This window comes from Pantoea sp. BAV 3049 (assembly GCF_009765445.1).
Taxonomy (GTDB): domain Bacteria; phylum Pseudomonadota; class Gammaproteobacteria; order Enterobacterales; family Enterobacteriaceae; genus Erwinia.
In genome coordinates, this window is the sequence record NZ_WHOY01000031.1 from 637,671 (window position 1) to 645,327 (window position 7,657).

At 56.2% G+C, this 7,657-nt stretch carries 7 protein-coding genes and 1 other RNA gene; 4 read left to right on the plus strand and 4 right to left on the minus strand.

Translation table 11 applies throughout. The features are described 5' to 3' along the window. Window positions 1-7 precede the first annotated feature (7 nt). Window positions 8-400 carry a YraN family protein gene (locus GSQ70_RS03805; RefSeq protein ID WP_158781298.1) on the minus strand — a complete coding sequence of 131 codons (393 nt, stop codon included), beginning with the start codon at window positions 398-400 and terminating at the stop codon, window positions 8-10. Further along, complete coding sequence (locus GSQ70_RS03810) at window positions 358-2,496, minus strand: penicillin-binding protein activator (protein ID WP_158781300.1); 2,139 nt, start codon at window positions 2,494-2,496, stop codon at window positions 358-360. The genes GSQ70_RS03805 and GSQ70_RS03810 overlap by 43 nt, the downstream gene beginning before the upstream one ends. Before the next feature lie 62 nt (window positions 2,497-2,558). On the opposite strand from GSQ70_RS03810, the gene rsmI reads away from it, so the two are divergent. The 3 genes from rsmI to GSQ70_RS03825 all read left to right on the plus strand — a co-directional run bounded on the left by rsmI (window position 2,559) and on the right by GSQ70_RS03825 (window position 4,660). Next, window positions 2,559-3,416: a 16S rRNA (cytidine(1402)-2'-O)-methyltransferase gene (rsmI, locus tag GSQ70_RS03815; protein ID WP_158781302.1), complete on the plus strand. Its 858-nt coding sequence runs from the start codon at window positions 2,559-2,561 to the stop codon at window positions 3,414-3,416. Window positions 3,417-3,448: 32 nt separating this feature from the next. Beyond that, window positions 3,449-3,826, plus strand: an RNA gene (gene rnpB / locus GSQ70_RS03820) — RNase P RNA component class A. Window positions 3,827-4,096: 270 nt separating this feature from the next. Continuing rightward, window positions 4,097-4,660, plus strand: coding sequence for a UPF0149 family protein (locus GSQ70_RS03825; protein ID WP_158781305.1), 564 nt, complete (start codon window positions 4,097-4,099; stop codon window positions 4,658-4,660). Between the two features lie 78 nt (window positions 4,661-4,738). Here GSQ70_RS03825 and GSQ70_RS03830 read toward each other — a convergent pair whose 3' ends face one another. Further along, a complete protein-coding gene (locus tag GSQ70_RS03830; RefSeq protein ID WP_158781307.1) occupies window positions 4,739-5,443 on the minus strand; it encodes a pirin family protein in 705 nt (234 codons plus the stop codon). 124 nt (window positions 5,444-5,567) lie between these two features. Here GSQ70_RS03830 and GSQ70_RS03835 point away from each other — a divergent pair, with 124 nt between their 5' ends. Continuing rightward, on the plus strand, window positions 5,568-6,470 hold the full coding sequence (locus tag GSQ70_RS03835; protein ID WP_158781310.1) for a LysR family transcriptional regulator: 903 nt from the start codon (window positions 5,568-5,570) through the stop codon (window positions 6,468-6,470). A 24-nt stretch (window positions 6,471-6,494) separates the two neighbouring features. Here the strand turns inward: GSQ70_RS03835 and GSQ70_RS03840 are convergent, their stop codons facing one another. Continuing rightward, window positions 6,495-7,502: a glutathione S-transferase family protein gene (locus GSQ70_RS03840; protein WP_158781313.1), complete on the minus strand. Its 1,008-nt coding sequence runs from the start codon at window positions 7,500-7,502 to the stop codon at window positions 6,495-6,497. Between the last annotated feature and the right edge of the window lie 155 nt (window positions 7,503-7,657).

The following is a 7,657-nucleotide window of genomic DNA, read 5'->3' on the forward strand; positions in this document are numbered from 1 at the left end:
AGAGCCTTCACTCTGCTGAAAAAGCATTGGGGAGCCAGTCAACCTTTGCGCCGGTTATGGCAACCACATCGAAACGGCAGTCTGCGGTTTCCAGACTCTCCCGACGGCGGTTCAGCCACAGGGCGGCGGCCTTTAACAGCTTAAGCTGCTTGCTGCGGGTCACGCTGGCTGCGGCACCACCGAACAACGCATTGCGGCGATAGCGGACCTCAACGAAAACCCAGGTCGCCCTGTCGCGCATAATCAGGTCGATCTCTCCGGCCCGAAAGCGGACGTTCGCCGCCACAAAAATCAGCCCTGCCTGTTCGAGCAGGCGGCGGGCCTGTTGTTCACAGCCCGCCCCAGTTTGCTGTCGGCTCAGGAGGCCGGAACGATTTGTCCCTGACGATACTGGCTCCATGTCAACTTCCTGTTGATAACGCAGTCCTGGGTGGCGCTCAGGTTGCCGGTTTCCCCTTTGATCTGGAAGCCCGGCAGCTGGCGCATCTCGTTGAAGTGGTTGGCCAGCGTCCAGGCATCCACGCCCATCGCATACAGACGAACCAGCGAGTAATCGTTATTAAAGTTCTTCGCTGCCTGCTGCATCAGGGCCGGGTTGCTCCCTGAAAGCAGTGGGGCATCGCTGAACTGCAGGCCTTCCATCTCCAGACGATAATCCGGACCGGCACCGGCCTGGAAGCTGCGCGAGCTGGCATACATTTGTACCATGCTGCGGCTGCTGACGCGCATAGAGATCATCGGTTTGATCAGCGCCATCTCATCCTGAGTCGCCACGATGTAGACCGAATCCACGTTGCCATCGCTGCCCGCTGCGGCAGGTTGTGGGCTGGTTACCGGAGCCGGGATGTTCAGCCCGGCGATGGTCACGCCCTGTGGCTGCTCAGGCTGCGCGCTGGTAACCGGCGTTCCGCTCAGGCGCAGTCCGGCACCGCTGTTGATCCCCTGCTTCAGTTCCGCTTTGGAGCCAAACTGCTGCTGCAGCACGGTATTGCCACCCAGCTTCTGCCACTCCTGCGCAAAAGCTTTGCTGACGCGGTCGCCTAACGAGCTGCGCGGCACCATCAGCAGCGGTGCACGCTTACCCTGGTCCCACATATGATGGGCGGCATCGCGAGCTTCGTCTTCAGGAGAAAGCGCAAAGTAGCAAAGATTCGGATGGTTCTGTACCGACTCCGGTTCGTTCAGCGCGAGGATATTCAGCGGGGTCTGCACCGAGGCCAACTGCTCAACGTTGCTTTTGATCAGCGGACCGACTACCAGCGTAGCGCCATCTTTCTGTGCCTGCGCCAGCACCTGGTCAATCGGCTGGGTGCTGGTGTCATAGACCTGCACCTGCGTTGAGCTGGACGGTGGCGCGGTCTGCGCTACGCTGCCGCTCTGAGCCGCAGGCTGCTGTTGTGCGCCAGGATTGCCTGCCGCAGGGGTACCATCCGGGTTTGTCGCCGCCGGGTTAGCGGTGTCCGGCGTCGCGGCAGCGTTATCTGTTGGTGCTGCGACCGGATTGGACTGGCTTCCCTGTGCTGGCGGAGCTGACGGGCTGACTACAGCATTTGGATCCGCTGGTGTCGCATTTGCTGCCGGGGCCGTGCCACCTGCAGGTTGCGCTGGTGCCGGAGCTGAAGCCTGAACCAGTACGCCGTTCTTCGCGTCGTTAAACCCTTTCTGGATAGCGTTGGCAAAAATTTGCGCCTGGCCGCTCAGCGGCAGCAGCAGGGCAATTTTACCGGTCGAAGATTGCTGAAAGTTCTGCACATTGCTCAGTGCCGTTGGCAGCATCTTCGCCGCAGGGTTGTAAGGATAGCGCGTCTGCCAGTCGCTGATCCCCGCTTTGAGCATGTCCGGCGCGTTGCTGTTGGCCTTGTAAACGCTAAGCAGATCCAGCCAGCCCTGCAGGGTGTTTTCGTTGGCGTTGATCACCATGTTGTTGATCTGGTCTGGCGTCATCTGCAGCAGCGTCTGCCAGGTCGCATCAATGTTTTTCTGCTTATCGGCCGGGTTCTGCAGCAGAGGCTCCTGCGCGATATAAGCACGCAGCACATCCAGAGAAGGACGCCCCTGGCTGGTGGCGATCTGCAGCTGGTAGTAACGCGCCTGCTGATCTTTTGATAACGCACTACTGTCAATCTGCTTCAGCAACTGGCCCGCGCCGTTGAGATCCTGCTGGGTGATTTTCAGCTGAGCCTGCAGCAGCAGGGCTTCCTGGCGCTGAGTATCGCTCAATTTCTGTGGCAGATTGGCAATCTGGTCGTTGGCCTGAGGGATCTTCCCTTCATTTAACAGCGCTCTGATAGCGAGTAATTGCCAGTCAACCTTGTTATCATCTGAGCTTTGCTGCATCTGCTGCAGATAGTAGTCGGAAGTGCCTGTGGCTGCGCCCTGCACATTCGCCGGTGGCGTTTGCGGGCCCTGGCTGGTACACCCGGCAAAAATCAGGGCGGCCAGCAGAACAGGCATGCAGCGTCCTGCTTTGTTATGAATGACTTTCGAAGGAAGCATACTGTATCCAGTGGTGTTTTTTTCAAGATGCTCAATATTAAATCGGCAATTCGGATCAAACAATGAAACAACGCGAAGATATTTCTGCCAGCACGCTCTATATCGTCCCAACCCCGATTGGTAACCTGGGCGATATCACCCAGCGTGCTCTGGCGGTGCTTGCAAACGTCGATCTGATCGCAGCGGAAGATACACGTCATACCGGGCTGTTGCTACAACATTTCGCCATCAATGCGCGCCTGTTCGCATTGCACGATCACAACGAACAGCAAAAGGCGGAAACGCTGCTGGCCAAGCTCCGGGACGGGCAAAGCATCGCGCTGGTTTCCGATGCAGGCACGCCGCTGATCAACGATCCTGGCTATCATCTGGTCCGTCTCTGCCGTGAAGCTGGCATCAACGTGGTGCCTTTACCCGGAGCCTGTGCCGCGATTACAGCATTAAGCGCAGCGGGACTTCCGTCAGATCGATTCTGTTACGAAGGGTTTCTGCCAGCCAAAAGCAAAGGGCGTTGCGATACTTTGCGCACGCTGGAGCAGGAACCGCGTACGCTGATTTTCTATGAATCGACCCACCGCCTGCTGGAGAGTTTACAGGATATGGTCACGGTTTGGGGGCCAGAACGCTATGTGGTACTGGCGAGGGAGATCACCAAAACCTGGGAGTCGATTTACGGTGCGCCGGTGGGTGAGCTGTTGGCCTGGGTGCAGGAAGACGAAAACCGCCGCAAGGGCGAGATGGTGCTGATTGTGGAAGGCTTCCACGCCGAAGAAGATGCATTACCCCCGGAGGCCTTGCGAACTCTGGCCCTGTTACAGAAAGAGCTGCCGTTAAAAAAGGCTGCCCAGCTGACTGCTGAAATCCACTCGGTGAAAAAGAACGCGCTGTATAAGTACGCCCTGGATCAGCAAGAGGGGTGACAAACCGCGCGGAATACCCTATTATCCGCGCCGAAGCTGACCAGACAGTCGCCGCTTTATTGCCGTCCTCCTTCGGGGGAGACAGATAAAGGGGAGGAAAGTCCGGGCTCCATAGGGCAGGGTGCCAGGTAACGCCTGGGGGGCGCAAGCCCACGACCAGTGCAACAGAGAGCAAACCGCCGATGGCCCACTTGTGGGATCAGGTAAGGGTGAAAGGGTGCGGTAAGAGCGCACCGCGCGTCTGGCAACAGTTCGCGGCACGGTAAACTCCACCCGGAGCAAGGCCAAATAGGGGTTCATAAGGTACGGCCCGTACTGAACCCGGGTAGGCTGCTTGAGCCAGTGAGCGATTGCTGGCCTAGATGAATGACTGTCCACGACAGAACCCGGCTTACCGGTCAGCTTCGAACCATTCAGGAAAAACCCCGCACCGGCGGGGTTTTTGCTTATGGTAACTCCGCAGAATGAATGACTGTCCACGACGCTCTCTGTGAAAAGAAAGCGGCTTACCGGTCAGCTTCGAATCATTCAGGAAAAACCCCGCACCGGCGGGGTTTTTGCTTTCCGTCCCCACTGAAATTACGATTTATTCACCTCAGCAGGCTGCATATCACTTACACTTCCACTGACATTAACGGGTAAACTTCGCTAAGAGTTGAAATTCATAAGGAGAAAGCCACATGAACACCGGACCACTGGACGAAGATCAGATCGAATGGCTGGATGAGATCCTGATGAAACATGGAAGCGACGATTCCGTGCTGGATGTCTCCGAGCTGGATGGCATGCTGACGGCCATCCTTTCCGGGCCTGGCCGCGTCCAGCCTGAGAAGTGGCAGGCGGCCATCTGGGGGCCTGATGCATCGGAACCGGACTGGTCATCCGCCGCAGAACAACAGCGCTTCCAGCAGCTGACGCTGCAGCACATGAACGATATCGCTGAAAGACTCCGCGATGCGCCCGATCAGTTTGATCCTCTGTTTGGTTATCAGACCCTGGAAGGTGAAGATTATCTGGTGGTGGAGGAGTGGTGCTTTGGCTATATGCGGGGCGTGGCGCTGGATAACTGGTCGGCCTTACCTTCCAGTGAAGCTCCGGCTCTGGAAGCTATCGCTATTCATGCTGACGAGGTGAGCACCACCAACCTGGAGCAGATGACGCCGGAAGAATATACCCAGAGCCAGGCGGCTATCGGACCTGCTGCAATTCAGTTGTATCACTTCTGGTTGAGTAAACTTCAGTAAAAGTCTCTGACTCAAAATAATGCCCCTGACGATCCAGACCGTCCGGGGCATTTTCTTTTATGTGGGCGAGCAACAGGGTTACACCGGCAAATCAATAACCAGCGCACGCAGGGGAGTATCGGCCATCAGCGTCACGCTCTCTTCTTCACGAATAAACGCACCGTCGCCACACACCAACTCTTCTTTCGCCTGAGAGTGAGTCACCGCATTCAGGCTGCCGTGAATCGACTGCAGATAAGCTCTTGGGCCATGCAGCCTGATAGTTTGCGTCTCGCCTGGCTCCAGCATCACATGGTGCACCCAGACCTGCTGACGGAGCTGCAGGCTGTTCTCCGCACCGTCTGGTGAAGCCAGAAGCGTATAGCGGATATTATCAGCCACCTTTACGCGCTGTACCGCCGCGTTTTCACGCTCCGGGCAGGCATCGAGCCACAGCTGCATCCGCGTAAGCTGCTGCTCTTTGCTCAGATTGAATTCGCTGTAGTTGACGTTGGGCTGGGTTGAAAGCAGCAGCGCTTCCCCCGTCCGGGCGGTGACATGGTTACCGTCACTGTCGCGATACTCCGCCTCTCCCTGCAAAATCAGATTAAGGACATCGACCTTTGGATAGGTTCTCGGTTGAAAGGAAGCCCCGGGTGCCAGCACTTCCTGATTGAGCACACGTAAAGACGCATAGCCCAGTAATTTGGGGTCAAAATAGTGGCCAAAGGAAAATGTATAACGCGCCTGCAGCCAGCCGTAATCAGCTTTGCCACACTCTTGCGCCGTGCGACTGGTAATCATGTGGTCCTCCCCGATCGTGCCTGAAGCCGACCGTTTATTATCCTGCTATGGTAAGTTTCTGGACGCCAGATTGTTAGCCAGTTAATCTGCTCGGTATATTCAAAATTCCTGACAGAGAATCGCTATGGCCAAAGATCGTGCCCTGACGCTGGAAGCGCTGCGTGTGATGGATGCAATCGATCGCCGGGGCAGTTTTGCCGCCGCGGCCGATGAGCTGGGCCGTGTGCCTTCCGCTCTCAGCTACACCATGCAGAAGCTCGAAGAGGAGCTGGATGTGGTGCTGTTTGACCGCTCTGGTCACCGGACCAAATTCACCAACGTGGGACGGATGCTGCTGGAGCGCGGGCGGGTATTGCTGGAAGCGGCGGACAAGCTGACTACCGATGCCGAAGCGCTGGCGCGTGGCTGGGAAACTCATCTCACCATCGTGACTGAAGCGCTGGTGCCCTGTGAATATCTCTTTCCTCTGATCGATAAACTTTCTGACAAAGCCAGTACTCAGGTCTCGCTGATCACTGAAGTGCTGGCGGGTGCCTGGGAGCGCCTGGAGCAGGGACGTGCGGATATTGTTATCGCGCCGGATATGCATTTCCGCGCCTCTTCAGAGATCAACACCCGCAAGCTTTACAGCATGATGAGCGTGATTGTCGCCAGCCCGGATCATCCCATTCACGCTGAGCCTGAGCCGCTTTCTGAAGTCACCAGAGTGAAATACCGGGGCATTGCGGTGGCGGATACAGCCCGTGAACGTCCGGTGCTCACCGTGCAGCTGCTGGATAAGCAGCAGCGTCTGACCGTCAGTTCAATCGAAGACAAGCATCGCGCTTTGCTGGCTGGTCTGGGCGTTGCTTCCATGCCTTATCCCATGGTGGAGAAAGACATTGCCGAAGGGCGGCTACGTGTGGTTAGCCCGGAATATACGCGGGAAGTGGACATTATCATGGCGTGGCGGCGTGACAGCATGGGCGAGGCTAAAGCCTGGTGTCTGCGGGAGATCCCGAAGCTGCTGGCGAAGCGACAGAGCTGAATCAGCCAGCGATGAGCACAGGCATCAAGCCTGTGCACTTATCACCTGGCGGAAGCGTTCATCGCGGCCGTGGGGTTCATCCCAGTCGAAGGCCGGTCCTGTTGAAATCACACCGTATGGATTGATGGTTTTATGGCTGCGGTAGTAGTGATCGCGGATATGAGCCAGGTCCACTGTCTCTGCCAGGCCCGGCAACTGATAAATTTCTCGCAGAAAACCATTCAGATTCAGGTAATCGCTGATGCGGTGCCTGTCGCATTTAAAGTGAGTAACATAGACCGGATCGAAGCGCACCAGCGTAGTCCACAGGCGTATGTCGGCCTCGGTCAGTCGGTCGCCGGTCAGATAGCGATGCTGCCCCAGCATCTGCTCCAGCCTCTCCAGCGAGTCGAACAGCGCGGTAACCGCCTCATCATAGGCGCTTTGCGAAGTGGCAAATCCAGACTTATACACGCCGTTATTCACCGTGTCATAAACCCAGCCGTTCACTTCATCAATTTTGTCGCGCAAGTCTGCCGGGTAATAGTCGCCAGCTCTTGCACCGACCGCATCAAACGCGCTGTTAAACATCCGCAGAATATCGGCCGACTCATTGCTGACAATGGTGTTTTGTTGTGTATCCCAGAGCACCGGCACGGTGACACGCCCTGTGTACTCTTTGTCAGCATGCAGATAAAGCTGATAAAGGTATTCGTTCTGGTAAAGGCTGTCGCCGGTGGTTGCCGGAAAATCATCATCAAACGTCCAGCCATTTTCCAGCATTAGCGGGTGCACCACGGAAACGGAAATCAGATTTTCCAGCCCTTTCAGCTTTCGCATAATCAGTGTGCGATGCGCCCAGGGGCAGGCGAGAGATACATAAAGGTGATAGCGACCAGCTTCAGCGCGAAAGCCTGCTTTACCGGTTAATCCGGCCTGACCGTCAGGAGTGACCCAGTTACGGAAGGCAGACTCAGAGCGCTTAAAGCGGCCGCCGGTGGATTTGGTGTCGTACCAGTTATCGTGCCATACACCGTCAATCAGCTGTCCCATAGTGACTCTCTTTGAGTAAAGCGTGAACTCGCTTTGTCGTTGAAGTTAAGTATAAGAATAAACCAATTTACTGGAGTTTATTAAAAAAATGTCTTTATTTATATTGCTTATTTTTTATATTTTCCGGTTGGTGAATTCCAGATAAAAAGCGATCT